This is a genomic window from Frigoribacterium sp. CFBP 8754 (assembly GCF_014841815.1).
GTDB lineage: Bacteria > Actinomycetota > Actinomycetes > Actinomycetales > Microbacteriaceae > Frigoribacterium > Frigoribacterium endophyticum.
In genome coordinates, this window is the sequence record NZ_JACYUO010000001.1 from 1,127,928 (window position 1) to 1,149,391 (window position 21,464).

24 protein-coding genes are annotated in these 21,464 nt (G+C 71.3%); 15 read left to right on the plus strand and 9 right to left on the minus strand.

The genetic code is table 11. The features are described from left to right. Nucleotides 1-182 precede the first annotated feature (182 nt). Together IFT72_RS05145 and IFT72_RS05150 are read left to right on the plus strand one after the other, a co-directional pair. A complete protein-coding gene (locus IFT72_RS05145) occupies nucleotides 183-1,106 on the plus strand; it encodes a heme o synthase (RefSeq protein WP_056054843.1) in 924 nt (307 codons plus the stop codon). A gap of 4 nt (nucleotides 1,107-1,110) precedes the next feature. After that, nucleotides 1,111-1,557, plus strand: coding sequence for a GNAT family N-acetyltransferase (locus IFT72_RS05150; RefSeq protein WP_192045704.1), 447 nt, complete (start codon nucleotides 1,111-1,113; stop codon nucleotides 1,555-1,557). A gap of 57 nt (nucleotides 1,558-1,614) precedes the next feature. Here IFT72_RS05150 and IFT72_RS05155 read toward each other — a convergent pair whose 3' ends face one another. Then, nucleotides 1,615-2,583 (minus strand): heme A synthase, encoded by a 969-nt coding sequence (locus IFT72_RS05155; protein ID WP_371741171.1) that lies wholly within the window; start codon nucleotides 2,581-2,583, stop codon nucleotides 1,615-1,617. A 365-nt stretch (nucleotides 2,584-2,948) separates the two neighbouring features. On the opposite strand from IFT72_RS05155, the gene sufB reads away from it, so the two are divergent. Genes sufB through IFT72_RS05180 form a run of 5 tightly spaced genes read left to right on the plus strand, consistent with a single transcriptional unit; the run spans nucleotide 2,949 to nucleotide 7,052 of the window. After that, nucleotides 2,949-4,367 carry a Fe-S cluster assembly protein SufB gene (gene sufB / locus IFT72_RS05160; RefSeq protein WP_056054850.1) on the plus strand — a complete coding sequence of 473 codons (1,419 nt, stop codon included), beginning with the start codon at nucleotides 2,949-2,951 and terminating at the stop codon, nucleotides 4,365-4,367. Next, nucleotides 4,368-5,585 carry a Fe-S cluster assembly protein SufD gene (sufD, locus tag IFT72_RS05165; protein ID WP_185232681.1) on the plus strand — a complete coding sequence of 406 codons (1,218 nt, stop codon included), beginning with the start codon at nucleotides 4,368-4,370 and terminating at the stop codon, nucleotides 5,583-5,585. Next, nucleotides 5,582-5,914: a non-heme iron oxygenase ferredoxin subunit gene (locus IFT72_RS05170; RefSeq protein ID WP_056054855.1), complete on the plus strand. Its 333-nt coding sequence runs from the start codon at nucleotides 5,582-5,584 to the stop codon at nucleotides 5,912-5,914. The genes sufD and IFT72_RS05170 overlap by 4 nt, the downstream gene beginning before the upstream one ends. An 11-nt stretch (nucleotides 5,915-5,925) precedes the next feature. Then, on the plus strand, nucleotides 5,926-6,717 hold the full coding sequence (sufC, locus tag IFT72_RS05175) for a Fe-S cluster assembly ATPase SufC (RefSeq protein WP_167259201.1): 792 nt from the start codon (nucleotides 5,926-5,928) through the stop codon (nucleotides 6,715-6,717). Between the two features lie 2 nt (nucleotides 6,718-6,719). Beyond that, a complete protein-coding gene (locus IFT72_RS05180) occupies nucleotides 6,720-7,052 on the plus strand; it encodes a metal-sulfur cluster assembly factor (RefSeq protein ID WP_056054862.1) in 333 nt (110 codons plus the stop codon). Nucleotides 7,053-7,134: 82 nt separating this feature from the next. Here the strand turns inward: IFT72_RS05180 and IFT72_RS05185 are convergent, their stop codons facing one another. After that, entirely contained in the window at nucleotides 7,135-7,740 is a 606-nt protein-coding gene (locus tag IFT72_RS05185; protein ID WP_192045705.1) for a biotin transporter BioY, read from the minus strand. A 147-nt stretch (nucleotides 7,741-7,887) separates the two neighbouring features. On the opposite strand from IFT72_RS05185, the gene abc-f reads away from it, so the two are divergent. Next, complete coding sequence (gene abc-f, locus IFT72_RS05190) at nucleotides 7,888-9,486, plus strand: ribosomal protection-like ABC-F family protein (RefSeq protein ID WP_056054864.1); 1,599 nt, start codon at nucleotides 7,888-7,890, stop codon at nucleotides 9,484-9,486. A gap of 30 nt (nucleotides 9,487-9,516) precedes the next feature. Here abc-f and IFT72_RS05195 read toward each other — a convergent pair whose 3' ends face one another. Genes IFT72_RS05195 through IFT72_RS05205 form a run of 3 tightly spaced genes read right to left on the minus strand, consistent with a single transcriptional unit; the run spans nucleotide 9,517 to nucleotide 11,008 of the window. After that, nucleotides 9,517-10,383 carry an SURF1 family protein gene (locus IFT72_RS05195; protein WP_192045706.1) on the minus strand — a complete coding sequence of 289 codons (867 nt, stop codon included), beginning with the start codon at nucleotides 10,381-10,383 and terminating at the stop codon, nucleotides 9,517-9,519. Beyond that, nucleotides 10,380-10,625, minus strand: coding sequence for a hypothetical protein (locus IFT72_RS05200; RefSeq protein WP_192045707.1), 246 nt, complete (start codon nucleotides 10,623-10,625; stop codon nucleotides 10,380-10,382). Before IFT72_RS05200 ends, IFT72_RS05195 begins: the two co-directional genes overlap by 4 nt. Then, nucleotides 10,625-11,008: a DUF3099 domain-containing protein gene (locus tag IFT72_RS05205; protein WP_192045708.1), complete on the minus strand. Its 384-nt coding sequence runs from the start codon at nucleotides 11,006-11,008 to the stop codon at nucleotides 10,625-10,627. The genes IFT72_RS05200 and IFT72_RS05205 overlap by 1 nt, the downstream gene beginning before the upstream one ends. 146 nt (nucleotides 11,009-11,154) lie before the next feature. Here IFT72_RS05205 and fabG point away from each other — a divergent pair, with 146 nt between their 5' ends. Continuing rightward, a complete protein-coding gene (gene fabG / locus IFT72_RS05210; protein ID WP_056054876.1) occupies nucleotides 11,155-11,865 on the plus strand; it encodes a 3-oxoacyl-ACP reductase FabG in 711 nt (236 codons plus the stop codon). A gap of 39 nt (nucleotides 11,866-11,904) precedes the next feature. Here the strand turns inward: fabG and serB are convergent, their stop codons facing one another. Together serB and IFT72_RS05220 are read right to left on the minus strand one after the other, a co-directional pair. Continuing rightward, complete coding sequence (gene serB / locus IFT72_RS05215) at nucleotides 11,905-12,543, minus strand: phosphoserine phosphatase SerB (RefSeq protein ID WP_056054879.1); 639 nt, start codon at nucleotides 12,541-12,543, stop codon at nucleotides 11,905-11,907. Nucleotides 12,544-12,631: 88 nt separating this feature from the next. Continuing rightward, nucleotides 12,632-13,873, minus strand: coding sequence for a glucose-1-phosphate adenylyltransferase (locus IFT72_RS05220; RefSeq protein ID WP_056054881.1), 1,242 nt, complete (start codon nucleotides 13,871-13,873; stop codon nucleotides 12,632-12,634). Nucleotides 13,874-13,920: 47 nt separating this feature from the next. Here IFT72_RS05220 and glgA point away from each other — a divergent pair, with 47 nt between their 5' ends. The 3 genes from glgA to IFT72_RS05235 all read left to right on the plus strand — a co-directional run bounded on the left by glgA (nucleotide 13,921) and on the right by IFT72_RS05235 (nucleotide 16,269). After that, the gene (gene glgA / locus IFT72_RS05225) at nucleotides 13,921-15,105 is read left to right on the plus strand and encodes a glycogen synthase (protein WP_192045709.1); all 1,185 of its coding nucleotides are present in this window, start codon (nucleotides 13,921-13,923) and stop codon (nucleotides 15,103-15,105) included. A gap of 10 nt (nucleotides 15,106-15,115) precedes the next feature. Beyond that, a complete protein-coding gene (locus IFT72_RS05230) occupies nucleotides 15,116-15,901 on the plus strand; it encodes an ABC transporter ATP-binding protein (RefSeq protein WP_192045710.1) in 786 nt (261 codons plus the stop codon). A 119-nt stretch (nucleotides 15,902-16,020) separates the two neighbouring features. Then, a complete protein-coding gene (locus IFT72_RS05235) occupies nucleotides 16,021-16,269 on the plus strand; it encodes a type B 50S ribosomal protein L31 (protein WP_043594989.1) in 249 nt (82 codons plus the stop codon). A 147-nt stretch (nucleotides 16,270-16,416) separates the two neighbouring features. On the opposite strand, the gene IFT72_RS05240 is transcribed toward IFT72_RS05235, so the two are convergent. Both IFT72_RS05240 and treS read right to left on the minus strand, forming a co-directional pair. Beyond that, nucleotides 16,417-17,229, minus strand: a complete 813-nt coding sequence (locus tag IFT72_RS05240) for a 3'-5' exonuclease (protein WP_185232697.1) — start codon at nucleotides 17,227-17,229, stop codon at nucleotides 16,417-16,419. A gap of 9 nt (nucleotides 17,230-17,238) precedes the next feature. Continuing rightward, nucleotides 17,239-18,978, minus strand: a complete 1,740-nt coding sequence (gene treS / locus IFT72_RS05245; protein WP_056054884.1) for a maltose alpha-D-glucosyltransferase — start codon at nucleotides 18,976-18,978, stop codon at nucleotides 17,239-17,241. An 81-nt stretch (nucleotides 18,979-19,059) separates the two neighbouring features. Between treS and IFT72_RS05250 the strand changes: the two genes are divergently transcribed. Genes IFT72_RS05250 through IFT72_RS05260 form a run of 3 tightly spaced genes read left to right on the plus strand, consistent with a single transcriptional unit; the run spans nucleotide 19,060 to nucleotide 21,463 of the window. Beyond that, nucleotides 19,060-19,965, plus strand: a complete 906-nt coding sequence (locus IFT72_RS05250; protein WP_371741172.1) for an alpha/beta fold hydrolase — start codon at nucleotides 19,060-19,062, stop codon at nucleotides 19,963-19,965. Further along, nucleotides 19,962-21,029 carry a glycosyltransferase gene (locus IFT72_RS05255; RefSeq protein ID WP_192045711.1) on the plus strand — a complete coding sequence of 356 codons (1,068 nt, stop codon included), beginning with the start codon at nucleotides 19,962-19,964 and terminating at the stop codon, nucleotides 21,027-21,029. Before IFT72_RS05250 ends, IFT72_RS05255 begins: the two co-directional genes overlap by 4 nt. Before the next feature lie 53 nt (nucleotides 21,030-21,082). After that, nucleotides 21,083-21,463 carry a hypothetical protein gene (locus IFT72_RS05260; RefSeq protein WP_192045712.1) on the plus strand — a complete coding sequence of 127 codons (381 nt, stop codon included), beginning with the start codon at nucleotides 21,083-21,085 and terminating at the stop codon, nucleotides 21,461-21,463. Nucleotide 21,464 lies beyond the last annotated feature (1 nt).

Here is a 21,464-nt window from a genome sequence, read left to right on the forward strand (position 1 = left end):
ACAGGGAGGTGTTCGTTCCGGTGTCGGGAATCCAGCGCGGAGCAGACGTGCAACTGGCAAGCACCTGCCAGTATAGGGACGTACCGAGGTCGCGTGCCCGCAGGTGACGCCCGGTGCCGTGTCAACGCGGACGTTCATCGCCTAGACTCTCCTGGCACCCCGTTCGTCTCGTTAGAGGACTCATGACCGCAGCCATCGACACCCGCCCCGACACCGCACCCCGGGGCTTCCGTCGCAAGGCTCGAGCGTATGTGGCCCTCACCAAGCCCCGCGTGATGGAGCTCCTGCTCGTCACGACGGCCCCGACGATGTTCCTGGCCCAGGGCGGCGTCCCGAATCTCTGGCTCGTGCTCGCCACCCTCGTCGGCGGGGCGCTCAGCGCCGGCTCGGCCTCCGCGTTCAACTGCTACATCGACCGCGACATCGACCGCATCATGAAGCGGACCCAGGGCCGCCCCCTCGTCACCGGCGAGGTGACCGACCGCGAGGCGCTCGTCTTCTCGTACGTGGTGGGCGTCGCCTCCATCGTCTGGCTGGCCCTCACCGTCAACCTGCTGTCGGCGGCCCTCTCGCTCGGCGCCATCCTCTTCTACGTCGTCGTGTACACCCTCTGGCTCAAGCGCCGGACCCCGCAGAACATCGTCTGGGGCGGCATCGCGGGCTGCATGCCCGTCCTGATCGGCTGGGCGGCCGTGACGAACGACCTGAGCTGGCCTCCCGTCATCCTCTTCATGGTGATCTTCCTCTGGACGCCGCCGCACTACTGGCCGCTGTCGATGAAGTACCGCGACGACTACGCCGCCGCCGACGTCCCGATGCTCGCCGTCGTGCGGGGTCGTTCGCTGGTCGGGCTGCAGGTCATCCTCTACGCCTGGGCCACGGTCGCCTGCTCGCTGCTCCTCGTCCCCGTGGCCGGCATGGGCGTGCTCTACACCGTGGTCGCCGCCGCGAGCGGTGCCTGGTTCATCTGGGAGTCCCACCGCCTCTACAGCCGTGCCATCCAGCAGGTCGCCGAGGTCCGTCCCATGCGCGTCTTCCACAGCTCCATCACCTACCTGACGCTGCTCTTCCTGGCCGTGGGCGTCGACCCGCTCCTGCCCTTCTAGGCCCGTGCCCGCCCCCGGCTGGTCCACGCGTCCGGCGCGCCCCGGCGACGTCGACGCCCTGGCCGACCTCAAGCTCCACGCCCTCCGCGACGACCTCGAGCGGGCGGGCGTCTGGCGCCCGTCGTACAACCGCGCCCGGTTCGTCCGCGAGTTCGTCCCGTCCGAGACCACCGTCGTCGTCGACGCCGAGGGCCGTGTCGTCGGCTGCCTCGCCGTCCACCCCGAGGGCGGGACGACCTGGCTGCGCCACTTCTACCTCCGTGAGGAGGCGCGCGGCCGGGGCCTCGGCACCCGTCTCGTCACCGAGGCCGTCGCCGCCGTCACCACGCCCACGGTCACCCTCGACGTGCTGACGGGGAGCCGCGTCGAGTCGCTCTACCGCCGCCTGGGATTCGTCCCGGTCTCGGACGACGGGGTCGACACGATCATGCGGCTGGACCTGCGCCGCTGACGACGACGGCGCCCCACCCCGAGACCAGGGCAGGGCGCCGAGGAGGCGGTGCGAGCGTCAGACGCGGAGCTCGGCCTCACGGACGGGCGCCTCGACCTCGTCGGGCTGCTGGTCGTTCGTCAGGGAGAGCAGCACGGCCGTCATCGCGGCGACGAGGAGCGCGGCCAGCACCATGTGGCTGCCGACGAGCACGGGCGGCAGCCCCGTGCGGGCCTGGAGCAGCCCGACGGCGATCTGCACGACCTCCACGGCGAGCAGCAGGAGCGGGAAGCGCCGGGGGAGGCCCGCGCGGAGGGTCCAGGCGACGAGCGCGACGGTGAGCAGCAGGGTCGCGTAGGCGGGCCAGCTGTGCACGTGCTCCATGACCTCGGGAGCGAGGCCGTTGCGGGGGGTCGCGGCGTCGCCGGCGTGCGGCCCGGCGCCGGTCGTGAGGATGCCGACGACGACAGTGACGGCCACGACGACGGCCGCCGCCCGCGCCAGGAGGGCGTAGCCCCGGGGAGTCGCGGCGCGGGTGCCGCGAGGACCGTGCAGCACCCGGTACACCAGCACCGTCGTCAGGGCGACCAGCACGACGGACACCACGAAGTGCGCCCCCACGATGTACGGGTTCAGGCCCGTCAGGACGGTGATGCCGCCGAGGACCGCCTGGAGCGGGATGCTGAGTCCCTGGACGAGGGTGATGCGGAAGAGCTCAGGGCGCACCCTGCGGATGCGCAGCACGGCGAGGAAGGCGAGGATGACGACGAGCGTGAGCACGAAGGTCAGCAGCCGGTTGCCGAACTCGATGACGCCGTGGATGCCCATCTCGGGCGTCGACACGAAGGAGTCGTCGGTGCAGCGCGGCCACGTCGGGCAGCCCAGGCCGGACCCGGTGAGCCGCACCGCGCCTCCGGTGCCGATCAGCAGGACCTGGCAGACGAGCGACGCCCAGGCGATGAAGCGCACCCGCGAGTCGACCGTCGTGGGCAGCCACGCCCAGGCTCTCGACAGCACGCCCGGGGTGGTCTGGTCTGCCTTGCTCACAGTCTCCTGCCTTTCGTCGATTTCAGGACTCCGCCCTGTAGAATCGACGGGTTCAGGAACACAACCCGGCACGGCGTCGACGGAGACGCCGCGAGACAGCTGAGGCGGACGAGCACCACGGGGTCGAGAGGCACCGGGTGCGGGTCACAGTCTAGGCAACGCACCCTGGCACTCCGCTCGCGGAGGGCCCGCCGACCACCCGCGACGATCATCGCCCCGGGGGGCCGTCGACGGGGCGGCGATCGTCACGCGGACCGGGGTGTTCGACTCGCACCGCGAGGAACGGCCCGTCGTCGCCCGCGGCGAGCACCATGGGAATGGTGGCTCCGCGCACCGCGTTCGGTCCGTCAGAGAAAGAGGTACACATGTCAGACGTGCTGATCGACCGCCCCGAGCTGGACGGCCTGGGACAATACGAGTTCGGCTGGTCCGACTCCGACGCTGCCGGCGCCTCCGCGCGCCGCGGCGTCTCGCCCGAGGTCGTCACCGACATCTCGAACCTCAAGAGCGAGCCCGAGTGGATGCTCAAGAACCGCCTCAAGGGCCTCACGCTCTTCGAGCGCAAGCCGATGCCGACCTGGGGCGCAGACCTCTCGGGCATCGACTTCGACAACATCAAGTACTTCGTCCGGTCGACCGAGAAGCAGGCCACCACCTGGGACGAGCTGCCCGACGACATCAAGAACACCTACGAGAAGCTCGGCATCCCCGAGGCCGAGCGCAACCGCCTCGTCGCCGGCGTCGCCGCCCAGTACGAGTCCGAGGTCGTCTACCACCAGATCCGCGAGGACCTGGAGCAGCAGGGCGTCATCTTCATGGACACCGACACGGCGCTGCGCGAGCACCCCGAGTTCTTCCAGGAGTACTTCGGCTCGGTGATCCCCGCGGGCGACAACAAGTTCGCGGCGCTCAACACGGCGGTCTGGTCGGGCGGCTCGTTCGTCTACGTCCCCAAGAACGTCCACGTCGAGATCCCCCTGCAGGCCTACTTCCGCATCAACACGGAGAACATGGGCCAGTTCGAGCGGACGCTGATCATCGCCGACGAGGGCAGCTACGTGCACTACATCGAGGGCTGCACCGCCCCGATCTACAAGAGCGACTCGCTGCACTCGGCCGTCGTCGAGATCATCGTGAAGAAGAACGCCCGCGTGCGCTACACGACGATCCAGAACTGGTCGAACAACGTCTACAACCTCGTCACGAAGCGCGCCATCGCGCACGAGGGCGCGACCATGGAGTGGATCGACGGCAACATCGGCTCCAAGGTCACGATGAAGTACCCGTCGATCTACCTCGCGGGCGAGCACGCCAAGGGCGAGACCCTCAGCGTCGCCTTCGCCGGCCCCGGCCAGCACCAGGACGCCGGCGCGAAGATGATCCACATGGCGCCGTACACGACGTCGTCCATCGTCTCGAAGTCCATCGCCCGCGGCGGCGGTCGTGCGGGGTACCGCGGTGAGGTCCGGGTCGACGACTCGGCTCACCACAGCGCCAACACGGTGCGCTGCGACGCGTTGCTGGTCGACACCATGTCGCGCTCCGACACGTACCCGGCCATCGACATCCGCGTCGACGACGTGCAGCTCGGCCACGAGGCCACGGTCTCGCGCGTGAGCGAGGAGCAGCTGTTCTACCTGATGTCGCGCGGCATGGCGGAGGACGAGGCCATGGCCATGATCGTCCGCGGGTTCATCGAGCCCATCGCGCGGGAGCTCCCGATGGAGTACGCCCTCGAACTCAACAAGCTCATCGAGATGAGCATGGAAGGATCCGTCGGCTAGATGTCCGCCGTAGCACCCACCACAACGAGCACGACCCCCGAGGGCGTGCAGCACGGCGCGAAGGCGCACAGCGACGGAGGCTGGGGCGTCGTCCCGGTCCAGACCCGTTCCGAGCGCTTCCGCAGCACCGACCCGGCCGCGTTCCCCGCGGTCACCGGCCGCGAGGTCGACTGGAAGCTCAGCCCGGTCGAGCGTCTGCGCCCCCTCATCGACGGCCCCCTGGACGGGTCTCCCTACGCGTACCTCGCGCGGGAGACCGCCGGGGCGACGGTCGACTGGGTCGACCGGAGCGACTCCCGCGTCGGCCGGGCCGGCCAGCCCGAGGACAAGGCCTCGGCCTCGGCCTGGGCCGCGACCGAGAAGGTGCTGCTCGTGACCCTGAGCGGCGACGAGCCCTCGACCGTGACGATCGGGCGCTCCGGCCTCGACACGGCACCGCGTGCCGGCCACACCCTCATCCACGCGACGGCGAACTCGACGTCGCTCGTCGTGCTCCGCAACACGGGCGCCGCCCAGCTCGTCGAGAACGTCGAGATCGTCGTCGACGACGGGGCGCACCTCACCGTGGTGACGCTGCAGGAGTGGGACGACGAGGCGGTCCACCTCGCCAGCCACTTCGCGACCATCGGGCGCGACGCGCAGCTGAAGCACTTCGTGGTCTCGCTCGGCGGGTCGGTCGTGCGGGTCAACCCCTCGGCGCACCTGGCCGGGCAGGGCTCGGACGCCGAGCTCTACGGCGTCTACTTCGCCGACGCCGGTCAGCACCTCGAGCAGCAGGTCTTCGTCCACCACGACGCGCCGAACAGCCGGAGCCGCGTCAACTACAAGGGCGCGCTCCAGGGCGAGGGAGCCCGCACCGTCTGGATCGGCGACGTCCTCATCGCGCGGACGGCGCCCGGCACCGACAGCTACGAGCAGAACCGCAACCTCGTCCTCAGCGAGGGCACTCGGGCCGACTCCATCCCGAACCTCGAGATCGAGACGGGCGACATCGCCGGGGCGGGCCACGCCAGCGCCACCGGCCGCTTCGACGACGAGCACCTCTTCTACCTCCAGTCGCGGGGCATCGACGAAGCCGAGGCCCGTCGCCTCGTCGTGCTCGGCTTCCTCAGCGAGGTCGTCCAGAAGATCGGCGAGCCCGAGCTGCAGCAGCGCCTCATCGACGCCCTCGAGGTCGAGCTGACCTCCGGCCCGTCCGTCGTGGAGCCCACCGCATGAGCACGCGCGTCTGCTCCTCCGACGAGATCACGCCCGCGCAGGCGCTCCGCGTCGTCGTCGACGGCGTGGCCGTCGCCGTCGTGAAGGACAGCGCCGGGGTCATCCACGCCATCGGCGACACCTGCACGCACGGCGACATCTCGCTCTCCGAGGGCTTCGTCGAGGACGACACCCTGGAGTGCTGGGCGCACGGCTCCAAGTTCGAGCTCACCTCGGGCAAGCCGTTGACCCTCCCCGCCTACGAACCCGTCCCGGTCTTCGCCGTCTCCGTCGTCGACGGCGACGTCTTCGTCGACACCACCGCGTCGCCCGCCGGCGTCGCACAGTAAGGAATGAACGCATGAGCACTCTCGAGATCCGCGACCTCAAGGTCAGCATCGACACCGACGCCGGCCCCAAGCCGATCCTCAAGGGCGTCGACCTGACCATCAAGGAGGGCGAGATCCACGCCGTCATGGGCCCCAACGGCTCCGGCAAGTCGACCCTCGCCTACACGATCGCCGGCCACCCGCGCTACAACGTCGACGGCGGCTCCATCCGCCTCGACGGCGTCGAGGTGCTCGACATGAGCGTCGACGAGCGCGCCAAGGCGGGGCTCTTCCTGGCGATGCAGTACCCGGTCGAGATCCCCGGGGTCACCGTCTCGAACTTCCTCCGCACGGCGAAGACCGCCCTCGACGGCGAGGCCCCGGCCATCCGTGGCTGGATCAAGGACCTGCGCGAGTCGATGTCGGCGCTCAAGATGGACTCGGCCTTCGCCGAGCGCAACGTCAACGAGGGCTTCTCCGGCGGCGAGAAGAAGCGGCACGAGATCATGCAGCTCGAGCTCCTCAAGCCGAAGTTCGCCGTCCTCGACGAGACCGACTCCGGTCTCGACGTCGACGCGCTCAAGATCGTCTCGGAGGGCGTCAACCGGGCGAAGGCCAACACGGGCCTGGGCCTCCTGCTGATCACGCACTACACGCGGATCCTCCGGTACATCAAGCCCGACTTCGTCCACGTGTTCGTCGACGGCCACGTCGCCGACGAGGGCGGACCGGAGCTCGCCGACCGCCTCGAGAACGAGGGCTACGACCGCTACGTCTCCGCTGCGGCGGCTGCGGCGGCCGTCGACGCCCCGGTGGGCAGCTGACCGTGGCGGTCGCTCTGGCCCCGGAGAAGTTCGACCAGGTCGCGGAGGCGCTGAAGGAGGTCGTCGACCCCGAGCTCGGGGTCAACATCGTCGACCTCGGCCTCATCTACGACCTCGCGATGGACGAGGAGCACGAGAACGCCCTCATCATCAGCATGACCCTGACCTCGGCCGGCTGCCCGCTGACCGACGTCATCGAGGCCGACACCGCGAACGCGCTGGACGGCGTCGTGGACGCCTTCCGGATCAACTGGGTCTGGATGCCGCCGTGGGGTCCCGACCGGATCACGGACGACGGGCGCGACATGATGCGCGCCATCGGCTTCTCGATCTGATCCACCCCGGCCGACGCCGGACACGACGACGGGCCCCGGTCTCCTGACCGGGGCCCGTCGTCGTGCGTCGGGGCAGCTGCGCTCAGCGCTCCAGGCGACGGAGCCCGCGCCACGCCAGGGGCAGCACCGAGGCGGCGATCAGCCACTTCGCCACGCCGCCCACGATGAAGGGGACGACGCCGACGGTCAGGACGGTCGCGAGGGTGACCTCGACCCCGAGGCTGCTGAGGACGACCGCGAGGTACGGCAGGCCGACCACGAAGGGCACGAGGCTGGCGAGGAAGAACGCGACGACCGACAGCAGCCACTTCTTGTCCCAGTCGCGCTGGGAGAGCCAGCCCACGAGCGCCGCCGCCGGGATGAACCCGACGATGAAGCCGAAGCTGGGCTTGAGGACGCTGAGGGGGCCGCCGGTGAACTCGGCGAAGATCGGGAGGCCGATGACGCCCAGCACGAGGTAGGTCAGCATCGACAGGGCCCCACGACGCGCCCCGAGGGTCGCACCGACGAGCATCACCGCGAGCGTCTGGCCCGTGACGGGGACGGGCCAGAGGGGAACCTGCACCTGGGCGAGGGCACTGGTGAAGGCCGCTCCGCCGAGGACGAGGGCGACGTCGGTGGCCCAGCTCCTCGTGACCAGGCGGTCGGCGAGGACCGGCCGTGAGATCGGTGCAGCAGTGTTCGTCATGCAGTCTCCTAGAATGGGTAGGTTGATCGGCCGAGCGGCTGGTCGGCAGCGCAGTGCTGCGACCCCCTCCACGCGATGTCTCATCCTAGAGGCGGCCCCTGCTCGGGCTGCGTTGTGGACATCCTCCCAATCGATTGGAATACTGCTGTGCTCTCCGTGCACGACCTCGAGATCCGCGTCGGCGCTCGCCTGCTGATGGCCGACGTGAACTTCCGCGTCGACAAGGGCGACAAGATCGGTCTCGTCGGGCGCAACGGCGCCGGCAAGACCACCATGACCAAGACGCTGGCGGGGGAGACCCAGCCGACCGACGGCAAGATCGAGCGCGGCGGCGAGATCGGCTACCTGCCGCAGGACCCCCGGAGCGGCAACCCGGAGGACCTCGCCCGCACGCGCATCCTCGACGCCCGCGGCCTCGGCCAGCTCCTGCTCGGCATCCAGGAGGCGACCCTCCTCATGGGCGACCCCGACGCCGACGTCGCCGCCCGCGCCATGAAGCGGTACGGCGACCTCGACGACCAGTTCAACGCGCTCGGCGGCTACGCGGCCGAGGCCGAGGCGGCGTCGATCGCCAGCAACCTCAGCCTGCCCGACAGGATCCTCGACCAGCCGCTCTCGACCCTCTCCGGCGGCCAGCGCCGACGCATCGAGCTCGCGCGCATCCTCTTCTCGGCCGCCGACACGATGATCCTCGACGAGCCCACGAACCACCTCGACGCCGACAGCGTGGTCTGGCTGCGCGAGTACCTCAAGACGTACCAGGGCGGCGTCATCGTCATCAGCCACGACATCGAGCTCGTCGAGGAGGTCGTCAACCGCGTCTTCTACCTCGACGCCAACCGCCAGGCGATCGACATCTACAACATGGGCTGGCGGAACTACCAGCGCCAGCGCGCCGCCGACGAGGAGCGCCGCAAGAAGGAGCGCTCGAACGCCGAGAAGCAGGCCTCGGCGCTGCAGAAGCAGGCCGCGCGCTTCGGCGCGAAGGCGTCGAAGGCCGCGGCGGCCCACCAGATGGTCGCCCGTGCCGAGAAGCTGCTCTCGGGCCTCGAGGAGGTCCGTGCCGTCGACCGCGTCGCCAAGCTGCGCTTCCCGACGCCGGTGGCCTGCGGCAAGACGCCCCTGATGGCCTCGAACCTCTCGAAGAGCTACGGCTCGCTCGAGATCTTCACAGCCGTCGACCTCGCCATCGACCGCGGCTCGAAGGTCGTGATCCTCGGGCTGAACGGTGCCGGCAAGACCACGCTGCTGCGCATCCTCGCGGGCGTCGACGAGCCCGACACGGGGCAGCTCGAGCCGGGCCACGGCCTGCGCGTCGGCTACTACGCCCAGGAGCACGAGACGATCGACGTCGCGCGCAGCGTGCTCGAGAACATGGTCTCGTCGTCGCCGAACATCACCGAGATGGAGGCGCGGCGCGTGCTGGGCTCGTTCCTCTTCACGGGCGACGACTCGGCCAAGCCGGCCGGCGTCCTCTCCGGTGGCGAGAAGACCCGCCTCGCCCTGGCGATGATCGTCGTCTCCGGCGCCAACGTGCTGCTGCTCGACGAGCCCACGAACAACCTCGACCCCGCCAGCCGCCTGGAGATCCTCGACGCCCTCGCCAACTACGAGGGGGCCGTCGTCCTGGTCAGCCACGACGAGGGAGCGGTGGAGGCGCTGAACCCGGAACGCGTGCTGATCATGCCCGAGGGCACCGAGGACCACTGGACCAAGGACTACAGCGACCTCATCAACCTCGCCTGACCGACGGGGCGGCACGCCGCCCGCGCCGGGTCAGTGGCCGGCGGCGTCGAGCAGCTCGTCCTCCGCGTCGTTGTCGGCGAGCGGCCGGGCAGCGCGCCGGCGGGCACGCTCGGCCTCCCGGACGCGGGCCTCGTCGCCGTCGGCGCCCTCCTCGTCGAGGGCCCGGTTGCGGCGCTCCTGCCGGAAGACGTAGAAGAGGAAGGCGAAGGCGCCGACCGCGAACATGATCCACTGCACGAAGTAGGAGAGGTTCAGGCCCGTGTCGATCTCGGGCGCGCTCGCCTTCACGGGAGCCTCGGCCGGCGCCGGCGTCTCGCTCTGCAGCAGGCCGTACGAGGCGCTGTAGATCGTGCCGCTCACCCGGGCCTGCACCTCGCTGAGCTGCACGGTGGCGATCTGGTTCGTGCCGGGGACTCCGGTGCGCGACCCCAGGGCGGGCTCGCCCGGCTTGAGGCGGGCGGTCACCGTGACCTCGCCCTCCGGGGGAGCGGGGACCTCGTCGGGGGCGTCCTGGTCGTTGCCCGTGGGAACCCAGCCGCGGTCGACGACGAAGACGTCGCCACCGGTGACCCGGAACGGCACGAGCACCTCGAAGCCGGGCTGCCCGTTGAGGGGTCGGTTGCGGACGAGCAGGGTCTCGTCGGCGGCGTACGTGCCGGTCATGCTCACCGGCTGCCACTCCAGCGCGGGGTCGTAGGAGTCGAGGGCGGGCACGGCCTCGTCGAGCGGCACCGGAGCCGCGTCGTAGCGCTGCTCGAGCTGGTGGACGACGGCCATCTTCTCCTCGTGGCGGCTCCACTGCCAGTGGGCGAGGAAGCCGCAGACGACGGCGAAGACGACGACCACGCCGAGGTAGCCCAGCCACTTGCGGGCGCCGGTGGTGCGCGCGTCGCTCACCGCGCCTCCTGGGGGACCCGGTCGACCGTGACGCCCGCGGCCGTCACGACGACGGGGAAGTCGCGCGCCCGGAGGAACTCGGCGAGGAAGTCGACGTGCTCGGCGCAGGCCGACCAGACCTTCACCCGGTCGAGCCCGTGGATCTTCGGGTTCCGCCAGTTGACCGCGGAGACGGCGGAGGCGGTGCACCCGGCGCGCGAGCACTGGACGTCACCGGGGCCGTCGAGACCGAGGCCGAGCATCAGCGGAGGACGCCGTCGGCACCCGCCACGGGTGCGTCGTCGTCGGGCTCGTCGTCGACGACGACCGGCCGGACGGGCTCCGGGGCGGGGGCCTCGGCCTCCGGCTGCCACGCCGGGTCGGGACCGCGGTAGAGCTCGAGGCCGCCGGGGCGCTCGACCTCCTGCCCGGACTCGTGGCCCACGTTGGCCAGGACGACGGCGACGTAGGGGATGACCACGGCGCCGAGGACGGGGAGCAGCGTCCACCAGGAGAGCGGGATGACGAAGCACAGGGCGATGCAGACGATGCGGATCCCGGTGGCCAGCAGGTAGCGGCGCATGCGGGAGTGGCGATCGTCGGTCGGCGACGGGGGGAGGGAGGTGATCGGCTGGGAAGTCTTCATGCACTCACGGGCTCAGAGCGCCACGGGCGGCGCGTGAGCCGATCTTAAGCCCGACAGCCGACAGTAGGCTGGTCGGCGGCCGCGAACGGCCACGACCTCCGGTCGCCCCCCACGCTGCGCCCGACGCACGACCCCGAGGAGACACCATGACCACGCCCCGCACCGTCCTCGTCACCGGCGGAAACCGCGGTATCGGCCGCGCCATCGCCGAGGAGCTCGTCGCCCAGGGCCACCGCGTCGCGGTGACCGCGCGCAGCGGCCAGGGCCCCGAGGGCACGATGACGGTCGTCGCCGACGTGACCGACTCCGCCTCGGTCGACGCCGCCTTCACCGCCGTCGAGGCCGAGCTCGGCCCGGTGGAGGTCGTCGTGGCCAACGCCGGCATCACGAAGGACGGACTCCTCATGCGGATGACCGAGGAGGACTTCACCTCGGTGGTCGACACCAACCTCGGCGGCGCCTTCCGCGTCGTCAAGCGCGCCTCGAAGGGCATGCTCAAGGCCCGCTTCGGCCGGATCGTGCTCGTCTCGAGCGTCGTGGGCCTCTACGGCGGCCCCGGCCAGGTCAACTACGCGTCGTCGAAGGCCGCGCTGGTCGGCTTCGCGCGGTCGCTGACCCGCGAGGTCGGTGCCCGGGGCATCACGGCGAACGTCGTGGCCCCCGGCTTCATCGAGACGGACATGACGGCGGTGCTGCCCGACGAGCAGCAGGCCGAGTACCGCAAGACCATCCCCGCGCAGCGCTTCGGCACCGCCGGCGAGGTCGCGAAGACCATCGCCTGGCTGTCGAGCGACGACGCCGCCTACATCTCCGGCGCCGTCATCCCGGTCGACGGCGGCCTGGGCATGGGGCACTGACCCCGACCCCCGGAGGACGGGGCGTCGCGGCGGGGCCGGTCAGCCGCGGAGCCCCATCAGGGGCAGGAGCTCCGCGAGGTCGCACCGGGCGACGACGAGGTCGGCCTGCTCGCGGACGCGGGGCTTGGCGTTGAAGGCCACGGAGAGCGCGGCGGCCCGCATCATCAGCAGGTCGTTCGCCCCGTCGCCGACCGCCACCGTGTGCTCGAGGTCGACCCGCGACTCCTCGGCCCACTCGCGGAGCGCGGCGGCCTTGCCCTCGGCGTCGACCACGGGGCCGCTGACGCGACCGGTCAGCACGCCGTCGACGACCTCGAGGCGGTTGGCCCGCCAGTGGTCGAGCCCGAGGCGCTCGGCGACCGGGTCGAGGACCTCGTGGAAGCCGCCCGAGACCACACCGATCACGCTGCCGTGGGCGTGCAGGCCCGCGATCAGCTCCTCGGCGCCCTCGGTGACGCGGACCTGGGCGACGGCGTCGGCGAAGACGCCCTCCGACAGGCCGGCGAGGGTGGCGACGCGAGCCGTGAGGCTCTCGGCGAAGTCGAGCTCGCCCGCCATCGCCCGCTCGGTGATCCGGGAGACCTCGGCGTGCGACCCCGCGGCGTCGGCCAGGAGCTCGATCACCTCGTTCTCGATGAGCGTGGAGTCGACGTCGAGGACGGTGAGGAAGCGCGGCACGCCCCCACCATAGTGAGGGCGGGCCGCCCGCCGCGGACGCTGAGGTCACACGGCGTAGCGGCCCGCCCTCCCGGAACGGCCCCGGCCCCTACTGGTCGACGCGGACGCCCTTGCCCACGACGGTGATGCCGGAGGGCGTCACGGTGAAGCCCCGGGCCCGGTCGGCCTCGGCGTCGACGCCGACGGAGGCGCCGGCCGAGATGACGACGTCCTTGTCGAGGATCGCGCGCTCGACGACCGCGCCCGGCCCGATGTGGGCTCGCTCGAAGACGATCGAGTCGACGACGCGTGAGCCCGAGTCGAGCGTGCACCAGGGCCCGAGGACGCTGCGCTCGACGTGCGCGCCCGACAGCAGCGACCCGAGGGAGACGACGGAGTCGATGGTCGTGCCGAGGTTGCCGTGCGCGTCTCGGACGAACTTCGCGGGCGGCGAGTTGAGCTGCTGGCTGAAGATCGGCCAGTCGGTGTTGTACAGGTTGAAGATCGGCAGCGCCGAGATCAGGTCGCGGTGCGCGTCGTAGAACGAGTCGATCGTCCCGACGTCGCGCCAGTAGTAGCGGTCGCGCTCGGTGGCCCCGGGGACCTCGTTGCGGTTGAGGTCGTAGACGGCCGCGTCGCCCCGCGAGACGAAGTCGGGCACGATGTCGCCGCCCATGTCGTGGTTCGAGTCGGGCTTCTCGCCGTCGCGGAGCACGGCGTCGATGAGGACGTCGGCGTCGAAGACGTAGTTGCCCATGGACGCGAGGATCTCGCCGGGGGAGTCGGGCAGCCCCGTCGCGTCGGTCGGCTTCTCGAGGAACCGGCCGATGCGGGTCGGGTCGTCGCCGTCGACCTCGATGACGCCGAACTGGTCGGCGAGCGAGATCGGCTGGCGGATCGCCGCGACCGTGACGCCGGCGCCCGAGGCGACGTGCGCCTCGATCATCTGCGAGAAGTCCATCCGGTAGACGTGGTCGGCGCCGACCACGACGACGATGTCGGGCTTCTCGTCACGGAGGAGGTTGAGGCTCTGCAGGATGGCGTCGGCGCTGCCGGCGAACCAGCGCTTGCCGAGCCTCTGCTGGGCGGGGACGGACGCGACGTACGCACCGAGCAGCCCCTCGATCGACCAGGTCTGCGAGACGTGGCGGTCGAGGCTGTGCGACTTGTACTGCGTCAGCACGACGATCTGGCGCAGCCCCGAGTTGATCAGGTTGCTGAGCGCGAAGTCGATGAGGCGGTAGTTGCCACCGAACGGGACGGCCGGCTTGGCGCGGTCCGCGGTCAGGGGCATCAGGCGCTTGCCTTCGCCACCAGCGAGCACGATGCCGAAGATCTTCTTTGATGCCATGGGGCCAGGATGGCACGATTCAGCGCCGCGCGACTACGGTGATCAGCGTGCGAGTCGATGTCATCACCAAGGAATACCCGCCCAACGTCTACGGAGGGGCGGGAGTCCACGTCTCGGAGCTTGTGAAGGCGCTCCGGACGTCGATCGACGTGCAGGTGCGCGCGTTCGGCACCGTCGACGCCGAGCCGGGCACGACCGGCTACCCCGACCTGGCCGAGCTGGCCGACGCCAACGGAGCCCTGCGCACCCTCGGCACGGACGTCCGCATCGCGCAGGACGTCGGCGGGGCCGACGTCGTCCACAGCCACACCTGGTACGCGAACGCCGCCGGCCAGCTCGCGCAGATGCTGCACGACGTCCCCCACGTGCTGACGGCCCACAGCCTCGAGCCGCTCCGGCCCTGGAAGGCCGAGCAGCTCGGCGGCGGTTACCGCGTGTCGAGCTGGATCGAGCGCCAGGCGTACGAGACGGCCGACGCCGTCATCGCCGTCAGCGAGGGCATGCGCCGCGACATCCTCCGGTCGTACCCGGGCATCGACGAGCAGAAGGTCAGCGTCGTCTACAACGGCATCGACCTCGACGGCTGGCAGCGCGTCGACGACGCCGAGGTCGTCCGGGGTCTGGGCATCGACCCCGACCGCCCCGCGGTGGTCTTCGTGGGCCGGATCACCCGCCAGAAGGGCCTGCCCTACCTGCTTCGCGCCGCGAAGCTGCTGCCGCCGGAGGTGCAGCTCGTGCTCTGCGCGGGGGCGCCCGACACCCCGGAGATCATGGCGGAGGTCACGGCCCTCGTCCGCGAGCTCCAGGAGGAGCGCAGCGGCGTCGTCTGGATCGAGCGCGTCCTGCCCCGCCACGAGCTGAGCGCCGTGCTCTCGGCCGCCACGACCTTCGTCTGCCCCTCGGTCTACGAGCCGCTGGGCATCGTGAACCTCGAGGCCATGGCCTGCGGCGTGCCGGTCGTCGGCTCCGACACCGGCGGCATCCCGGAGGTCGTCGCGGACGGCCTCACCGGCCGCATCGTGCCGTTGGAGCAGGTGCAGGACGGCACCGGCACCCCCCTCGACCCCGACCGCTTCGTCCGCGACCTCGCCGGGGTGCTGACGGAGGTCGTCGGCGACCCCGGGCTCGCCCGGCTGATGGGCCGCGCGGGCCGGATGCGCGCCGAGGCCGAGTTCAGCTGGGGCCGGATCGCCGAGCGCACGCTCGGCGTGTACGAGGGGCTGCGTCGCTAGGCTGATGAGCATGTCGACCGTGTTGCAGCTCACCGATGTGTCCGTGGTCCGTGGAGGCTCTCCCGTCGTCGACGGCGTGAGCTGGTCGGTGCAGTCCGACGAGCGCTGGGTCGTCCTGGGGCCGAACGGCGCCGGCAAGACGAGCCTCCTCCAGGTCGCCGCCGCGCAGAGCCACCCCTCGTCGGGCACCGCCGAGGTGCTCGGCTCCGACCTCGGGTCGGTCGACCTCTTCGACCTCCGCCCCCGCATCGGCTTCGCCTCGACGACGGTCGCGCGCCGCATCCCGGCGAAGGAGAAGGTCGTCGACGTCGTGCTGACCGCGGCCTACTCGGTCACCGGGCGCTGGAACGAGGAGTACGAGACCGTCGACGTCCGGCGCGCGCACCGCGTGCTGGAGGAGTGGAACCTCGACCACCTCGCCGACCGCACGTTCGGCGAGCTCAGCGACGGCGAGCAGAAGCGGGTCCAGATCGCCCGCTCGGTGATGACCGATCCCGAGCTGCTCCTGCTCGACGAGCCCGCGGCCAGCCTCGACCTCGGCGCCCGCGAGGAGCTCCTCGGCATGCTCTCGGGCTACGCGTCCTCCGACGACTCGCCCGCCATCGTCATGGTCACCCACCACGTCGAGGAGATCCCGCGCGGCTTCACGCACGCGCTCCTCCTCGACCGCGGCCACGTCGTCGCCGCCGGGCCCCTCGACGAGGTCGTCACAGCCGAGACCCTCGGTGCCGTCTTCGGCCTCGACCTGACGGTCACGTCGGCGGACGGCCGGTACGCGGCACGCGCTGCGGGCTGACCCCTGCCTCCTGCGATCCGGGCCGCCCGTCTGGTATCGTTGACAGCTGGTCCGGGGCGTTCGTCGCGCCGGGTCCCCCCGACTCACACCACCACTCATCCGCTAGACCTAGGACTCTCATGAAGACCGACATCCACCCCGAGTACAAGCAGATCGTCTTCCGCGACCTCGCATCGGGCGCCACGTTCCTCACGCGCTCCACGACGACGAGCGACAAGACCATCGAGCTCGACGGTGAGACCTACCCGGTCATCGACGTCGAGATCTCGTCCGAGTCGCACCCGTTCTACACGGGCAAGCAGCGCATCCTCGACTCGGCCGGTCGCGTCGAGAAGTTCAACTCGCGCTACAAGAACTTCGGCAAGTAAGCAGCAGCTCTCAGCCGACAGAGGCGGTCCACTCCGGTGGGCCGCCTCTTCTGCGTCCACCGACGGGGCGGGCCGTCGGCAGCCCCGGGGGAGTCGCGGGTCGACTGCCCGGGGGAGTCGCGGGTCGGCTGCCCGTGGGAGGCCGGCTCAGACGCCGGGCAGCGACCGGTGCGGCCACTCGCCCGACGCGGTGAAGGACGGGTCCTTCGTGCGGCGCATGTACTCCTGGAAGCTCGCGGCCTGGGTGCCGCACCAGCCGACCTGGAGGTCGTGGAGCTCGGTCGACGGGACGTCGAGACGGTCGGGGAACTTCTGGGCCATGGCCTGCGCCACCCGGCCCGCCGCGACGGCGTCCGCCCCCGCGTCGTGGGCGTCGTCGAGCACGACGCCGTAGACGCCCGCGGCGGCCTCGAGCGTGCGCTTGCCCTTGCGGTAGGTGTCGACGGCCTTGTCGATGACGAGGGGGTCGACGACGCAGCCGATCTCGCCGACGTCGCCGAGCGGCTCGAGGCCGTGGCGCCGGGCCTCTCGGTCGAGCAGGGTGAGGTCGTACGGGGCGTTGTAGACGACCAGGGGCACGCCGCGCGCGAACACCGCCCGGAGAGCGGCGATGATCTCGGCCACGACCTCGACCGCCGGCCGCCCCTCGAGCCGGGCACGCTCGGTCGAGATGCCGTGCACCGCGCTCGCCTGCTCCGGGATCTCGATGCCGGGGTCGGCGAGCCACTCGCCGTGGGCGATGCTCGCCCCCGTGGCGTCGATGAGCCCCACGTGCGCCGTGACGATGCGCGCCGTCTCGACGTCGATGCCGGTCGTCTCGAGGTCGAAGACGCCGAGCGCCTTCCACCACGACGACGGGACGGGCCCCGGCTCGACGAGCCCGGCCGTCGCGGTCGCGGTCGGCTCAGGGGCGGACGGCGCGCCCGCGGAGACGGACGAGGCCTGTTCGGTGCTGCTCACGCCCCGAGCCTACGAGGCGCCACCGACAGCCGGGCGCGTCACGACGGGCACGTCGCCGATGTGCAGCCAGAAGAACGCCTGGGTGCCGAGCGTCAGCGTCACGCGGCCCTCCTCGTCGAACGACGGGAACTGCGCTCCGCCGAACAGGTCGGTCAGCGTGCGCCCCGCGAACTCGGGTGCCGTGACCGTGACGGAGACGGGGTTGTGCGCGAACGAGAACACGCAGAGCACGTCCTCCGGCAGGTCGCCGACCTGCGAGCCGCTGCCCTCGTAGCTGCGCACGAAGGAGAGCACCGACTCGTGGTCGGACTCGACGACCTGCATGGTGCCGAGGCCGAAGGTCGGGTGGGCCTTCCGCACGTGGATGACGTTACGCACCCAGTGCAGCAGCGAGCGCGACTGCGCCAGCTGCGACTCGACGTTCACGAGGTTGTAGTTGTAGACGAGCGACTGGACGACGGGCAGGAACAGCTTGCCCGGGTCGGCCGTGGAGAAGCCGGCGTTGCGGTCGGGCGTCCACTGCATCGGGGTGCGCGACGAGTCGCGGTCCGGCAGCCAGATGTTGTCGCCCATGCCGATCTCGTCGCCGTAGTAGAGGAACGGGCTGCCGGGCAGGGCGAAGAGCAGGGCGTGCACGAGCTCGAGCTCCGCACGGCTGTTGTCGAGCAGGGGCGCGAGGCGACGGCGGATGCCGATGTTGGAGCGCATCCGGGGGTCGTAGGCGTACCAGCCGTACATGGCCTGGCGGTACTCCTCGCTGACCATCTCGAGGGTGAGCTCGTCGTGGTTGCGGAGGAAGACGGCCCAGGCGGCGCCCGGCGGCACCTCGGTCGTCTCGGAGAGGATGCGGGTGAGCTCCTGGGCGTGCTGCGCGCGCAGCGAGTAGAAGATGCGCGGCATGACGGGGAAGTCGAAGGCCATGTGGCACTCGGGCTCCTCCTCCGTGCCGAAGAACGCGGCGGTCTCGGCGGGCCACTGGTTGGCCTCGGCGATGAGCACGCGCCCCGGGAACTCGTCGTCGACCATCCGGCGCAGCCGCTTGATGAAGTCGTGGGTGGCCGGCTCGCCCTCGCCGTTGCCCTCCTCCGTCTCGAAGAGGTAGGGGATGGCGTCGAGGCGCAGGCCGTCGACGCCCAGCGAGAGCCAGTGGCGGACGACGTCGAAGACGGCCTCCTGCACGGCGGGGTTCTCGAAGTTCAGGTCGGGCTGGTGCGAGAAGAAGCGGTGGAAGAAGAACTGGCGCCGCACCGGGTCGAACGTCCAGTTGGACTCCTCGGTGTCGACGAAGATGACGCGGATGTTCTTGTACTCCTCGTCGGTGTCGCGCCAGACGTAGAAGTCGCCGTACGGGCCGTCCGGGTCCTCGCGCGACTGCTGGAACCACTCGTGGGCGTCCGAGGTGTGGTTGAGCACCATGTCGATGACGATGCGCATGTTGCGCTCGTGGGCCTTCGTCACCAGGTCGCGGAACTCGTCGAGCGTGCCGAACTCGGGGAGGATCGCCTTGTAGTCCTGGATGTCGTAGCCGCCGTCACGCAGCGGCGACTGGAAGAACGGCGGCAGCCAGAGCGCGTCCACCCCCAGCCACTGCAGGTAGTCGAGGCGCGAGAGCAGCCCCTGGAGGTCGCCGGCGCCGTCGCCGTTGCTGTCGACGAACGACCGCACCATCACCTCGTAGAACACCGCACGGCGGTGCCACTGGGGGTCGAGGGTCAGTCCGGGCTGCTGGATCGGGGCAGTGAAGCTCACCCGGCCAACTCTAGGACGCACGGGGCCCCGGCGCGCACCCTCTCCCGCGCGTCGGCACCCGCGCCTCCGTAGACTCGGCGGGTGATCGTCCGAGAGCCCCGCGTCGTCTCGCCCTACCGGGCCCTGCTCGCCTCCGTCCCCGTCCGTGAGGACGTCGTCCGCGTGGCCGGCAGCGAGACGCACGTCTGGACGTACGACCCCCCGGGGGGCGAGGAGGCGCGGGTCACCGTCGTCGCCGTCCACGGCTTCCGCGGAGACCACCACGGCCTCGAGCCGGTCGTGGCGCACCTCACCGGCGTGCGGGTCGTCATGCCCGACCTGCCCGGCTTCGGCGAGTCGACGCCGCTCGACGGCGAGCACAGCGTGGCCGCCTACGCGGCGTGGCTCCGCGAGCTCGTGGCGGCGCTGGGGCTGGGGCCGGACGTCGTCGTGCTGGGGCACTCGTTCGGCTCGATCGTGGCGTCGGCCGCGGTGGCCGGCGGGCTCCGCGCCTCCCGCCTCGTCCTGGTCAACCCGATCGCCGCGCCCGCCCTCTCCGGGCCCCGTGGGGTCCTGACGCAGCTGGCCGTCGCGTACTACAAGGCCGGCGCGGCACTGCCCGAGGCGGCGGGCCAGTCGGTGCTGCGGAACGCCGGGGTCGTCCGCATCACGAGCCTGGCGATGGTCAAGACCCACGACCGGGAGCTGCGCCGCTGGATCCACGACCAGCACGACTCGTACTTCTCGCGCTTCGCCGACCGCCGCGTCGTGCTCGACGCCTTCCGCGCCTCCGTCTCGAGCGACGTGAGCACGTACGCCGCCGACGTCGGCGTGCCGACCCTGCTCGTCGCCGCCGACCGCGACGACATCACGGCGCTGCCGGCGCAGCACGTGCTGCAGGGCCTCTTCCCCGACGCGCGGCTTGTCGTGGTCGAGGGCGTGGGGCACCTGATCCACTACGAGAAGCCCCGCGAGGCGGCCGCCGCCATCGAGGAGTTCCTCGCGTGAGGCTCGTCGTCGACTGCCGGTACGTGCGCGTGGGGCGCCACGACGGCATCAGCCGCTTCACCGCGGGCGTCGTCGGCGCCCTGGCGGAGCGGCACCCGCTGACCATGCTCGTCAGCGACCCGCGGCAGCTCGAGTCGCTGCCCGACCAGCCGCACCTCCTGGTCAGCGACCCGACCAGCGTGCGGGAGCCCGCCGTGGCCCGGCAGGTCAACCGGCTGCGGCCCGACGTGGTCTGGTCGCCGATGCAGACGATGGGCTCGTGGGGCCGTCGCTACCGACTCGTGCTGACGCTGCACGACCTCATCTACTACACGAACCGGACGCCGCCGCCGGAGTTCGCGCCGCCGATCCGCCTGCTCTGGCGGCTGTACCACCTGGCCTGGTGGCCGCAGCGGCTGCTGCTCGACCGGGCCGACGCGGTCGTGACCGTGAGCGAGACGACGAAGGCCGAGATCGCCCGCCACCGGCTGACGCGCCGCCCCGTCACGGTCGTGACGAACGCCGCCGACCCGGTCGACGTCGCCCCGGAGCGGAGCCGCCCCGCCGGCCGCGAGCTCGTCTACATGGGGTCGTTCATGCCCTACAAGGACGTCGCGACGCTGGTGCGCGCCCTGCCGCTGCTCGACGGCGCACGCCTCCACCTGATGAGCCGGGTCTCCGACCGCGAGCGAGCCGCGCTCGTCGCGCTCGCCCCGGCCGGCTCGCTCGTCTTCCACGACGGGGCCAGCGACGAGGAGTACCGGGAGGTGCTGCTCTCGGCCACGGCGGTCGTCACGGCGTCCCGCGCCGAGGGCTTCGGCATCCCCCTCGTCGAGGGCATGGCCCTCGGCACGCCCGCGGTGGTGAGCGACATCCCGATATTCCGCGAGATCGGCGGCGACGCGGCGCTCTTCTTCGACGTGGGGTCGCCCGCCTCGGCGGCGGCGGCCGTGCGGCGCCTGGAGGGCGAGTGGGAGGCGCGGTCGGCGGCGTCGCGCCGCCAGGCCGACCGGTTCAGCTGGCGCCGGTCGGCCGACGTGCTCCTCGACCTGCTCGAGCGCGTGGCCGGGTCGTCGACCCGCTGACCTCCGTCGCACGACGGATGTCGCCTCGCTGTGCGGGCTCGTAGCATCGCTGCATGACCGCGACGCCGACCGACCTCGGAGCCCGCACCGAGGAGCTCTTCCGCCTCCTCGCCGACGACGACGTGGCCGCGGTGCGGTCGCGCATGACGCCCGGCACCGCCCGCGCCCTGACCCCCGAGCGGCTCGACGGCGTGTGGAAGCAGGTCGTGGCCACGACCGGCCCCCTGCGCGCCCTGCGCGACACGACGGCCACGACGCGCGACGGCCGGAACGCCCTCGTCCGCCTCCTGGCGTCGCGCTCGACCGGCACGGTCGTGCAGACGACCCTCGTGCACGAGGCGGGGGAGTGGACGGGGCGGGCGGCGTTCGACGGGCAGGGCCGCGTCACGGGGCTGCTGATCGTCGAGCCGGGCAGCACCCATCTTCCGTTCTGAG

Coding starts and splice junctions, on each gene's coding strand:
- IFT72_RS05145 (WP_056054843.1), top strand. CDS start 183: ATGACCGCAGCCATCGACACCCGCCCCGACACCGCACCCCGGGGCTTC.
- sufB (WP_056054850.1), top strand. CDS start 2,949: ATGTCAGACGTGCTGATCGACCGCCCCGAGCTGGACGGCCTGGGACAA.
- sufD (WP_185232681.1), top strand. CDS start 4,368: ATGTCCGCCGTAGCACCCACCACAACGAGCACGACCCCCGAGGGCGTG.
- IFT72_RS05170 (WP_056054855.1), top strand. CDS start 5,582: ATGAGCACGCGCGTCTGCTCCTCCGACGAGATCACGCCCGCGCAGGCG.
- sufC (WP_167259201.1), top strand. CDS start 5,926: ATGAGCACTCTCGAGATCCGCGACCTCAAGGTCAGCATCGACACCGAC.
- IFT72_RS05185 (WP_192045705.1), bottom strand. CDS start 7,740: ATGACGAACACTGCTGCACCGATCTCACGGCCGGTCCTCGCCGACCGC.
- IFT72_RS05200 (WP_192045707.1), bottom strand. CDS start 10,625: ATGCTCGGCCTCGGTCTCGACGGCCCCGGTGACGTCCAGTGCTCGCGC.
- IFT72_RS05205 (WP_192045708.1), bottom strand. CDS start 11,008: ATGAAGACTTCCCAGCCGATCACCTCCCTCCCCCCGTCGCCGACCGAC.
- fabG (WP_056054876.1), top strand. CDS start 11,155: ATGACCACGCCCCGCACCGTCCTCGTCACCGGCGGAAACCGCGGTATC.
- IFT72_RS05220 (WP_056054881.1), bottom strand. CDS start 13,873: ATGGCATCAAAGAAGATCTTCGGCATCGTGCTCGCTGGTGGCGAAGGC.
- IFT72_RS05230 (WP_192045710.1), top strand. CDS start 15,116: ATGTCGACCGTGTTGCAGCTCACCGATGTGTCCGTGGTCCGTGGAGGC.
- IFT72_RS05235 (WP_043594989.1), top strand. CDS start 16,021: ATGAAGACCGACATCCACCCCGAGTACAAGCAGATCGTCTTCCGCGAC.
- IFT72_RS05260 (WP_192045712.1), top strand. CDS start 21,083: ATGACCGCGACGCCGACCGACCTCGGAGCCCGCACCGAGGAGCTCTTC.